2 protein-coding genes are annotated in these 1,752 nt (G+C 57.6%); one reads left to right on the forward strand and one right to left on the reverse strand.

Translation table 11 applies throughout. The features are described 5' to 3' along the window. On the reverse strand, nucleotides 1-375 hold a 375-nt coding region (locus EPN93_06855), incomplete at its 3' end, for a hypothetical protein (protein TAL36901.1). A 217-nt stretch (nucleotides 376-592) separates the two neighbouring features. Here EPN93_06855 and EPN93_06860 point away from each other — a divergent pair. Then, on the forward strand, nucleotides 593-1,603 hold the full coding sequence (locus EPN93_06860) for a WG repeat-containing protein (protein TAL36902.1): 1,011 nt from the start codon (nucleotides 593-595) through the stop codon (nucleotides 1,601-1,603). The last annotated feature ends 149 nt before the right edge of the window (nucleotides 1,604-1,752 follow it).

Below are 1,752 nucleotides of genomic sequence, written 5' to 3' on the forward strand. Positions count from 1 at the left end.
CCTCCGGCCGATGGCATAGTGAGAAAACTTTGCATAGTTATGCCTGTTTTTCTTGCCTTGCAATATTTCGTCCAGATATCGGTCCGTGGCGATCGCCACCAGGTAGGAGACGGAAAACCTGCCAAGCTTCCTGAAATCCGCAACAAGCTCATTCTCCGCCTCCCTAAAAGAAATCGGAAAACAATGCCAAAGCTTCCGGGGGTCGCGCGGCTGGTACCTCACCAGGGTAAAGCCTCCCTGGAAGTGATCGAAATCGCCCCGTATGCGGTTAAGCAGTATAATCACGACCTCGCGTTGGGATTTTCCAAGCCGGACGGCGGCGATGCCTATTTTGAAGAAGATGTCGTTTCTCATGTTGATGCTCGTTCGCAGCATTCCGTATCCTCCGGGAAAAACGTGGAGCGTATGAAATGAATACGAAGGCGGGTCGGAAAATCGGAACATTTTCTCGGATTTTCAATGCAAAACGTCCGGAATTTGATTCACACCTGATGACCGCGGTTGGCCCCATGGTCAATAGTGATTGACAATCCCCGCCGGGTGGGCCTACCTTCTCGTACCGAACACCTAACCATTTCAGACGAGGCCCCGAATGAAATACCTGCTGCTGCCGTTCATGCTCATCATCGCGGGATCGGCGCTGCCGGCCCAGCCCAAATCAAATTCCAAGCCGGAGCCCAAACCCGCTGTCCAGTGGGCGATCGAGCCCCAGTTCAAATACGTGAATGATTTCAGCCAGGGGACGGCGGCGGTCCAGTCGGGCGAAACCTGGGGCTATATCAACACCGCGGGCGCTATGGTGATCGCGCCGCGCTTCTACGAGGCGCATCCCTTTTACGAGGGACTCGCGGTGTTCGCACAGGATTCCTCGACATACGGCTATATCGACGCGACGGGCGCGGTCGTCATCCCGGCGCGGTTCAGGAGCGCCGCGCGCTTTTCCGACGGCGTCGCCTTCGTGGTGGGGGACGACGGCTGGCCCTGCTACATCAACCGCTACGGGCAGACGGTGCTGACCAACCGGAACGCGGCCGGCGAAACGGTGTGGGACTACGGGTTCGAATTCGCGAACGGCATCGCGCCGGTGAGCTCGGGCGGATCCTACGACGCCGCGCTGCAAATGACGGGCGGGATCTATTTCTTCACAACAAAATTCAATACGTATCCATTTTTCACGGGCTTCTACGACGATGCCCTCCCTTTTTCGGACGGGCTTGCGCCGGTTTTGAAGGGAGGTTTCTGGGGCTGCATAAACGCGCAGGGGAAGGTCGTCGTCGAGCATAAGTTCGAGGAAATCCGCGGGTATGCCGGCGGCTATACAGTCGCGTCCCTGAAATCGGGCGACGCAGTCAGGTGGGCCATACTCGACGCGAAGGGCACGATCGCGCTCGAGCTCCCGCGCGACAGGGAACCCTGGGGCGGGGTGCACGAGGGCACCGTCGCGATCAAGGTTCCGGGCGGCAAGACCGGCGTCGTGAACCTCAAAGGGGAATGGATCGTGGAACCGCTGTTCGCCGATATCTCCGCGTTCCACGAGGGGCTCGCGGCCGCCTCGCTCGACGGGCAGACCTACGGCTTCATCCGCGTGCCGGTGAAAAAGTAAAGCCCCACGGCGCGGGAAAAAAGAAACAGTGTCGCGCTTCATTGAAAACGGGAAAAAAATAGGGTAAAAATAAGCTAGTAAATCCTCCGAGATATTTATAGGAGGATCACATGACCAAGAGTAAGAGACGGCGTTTCACCCCGGAAGAG

It is taken from the genome of Spirochaetota bacterium (assembly GCA_004297825.1).
Classification (GTDB): Bacteria; Spirochaetota; UBA4802; order UBA4802; family UBA5368; genus FW300-bin19.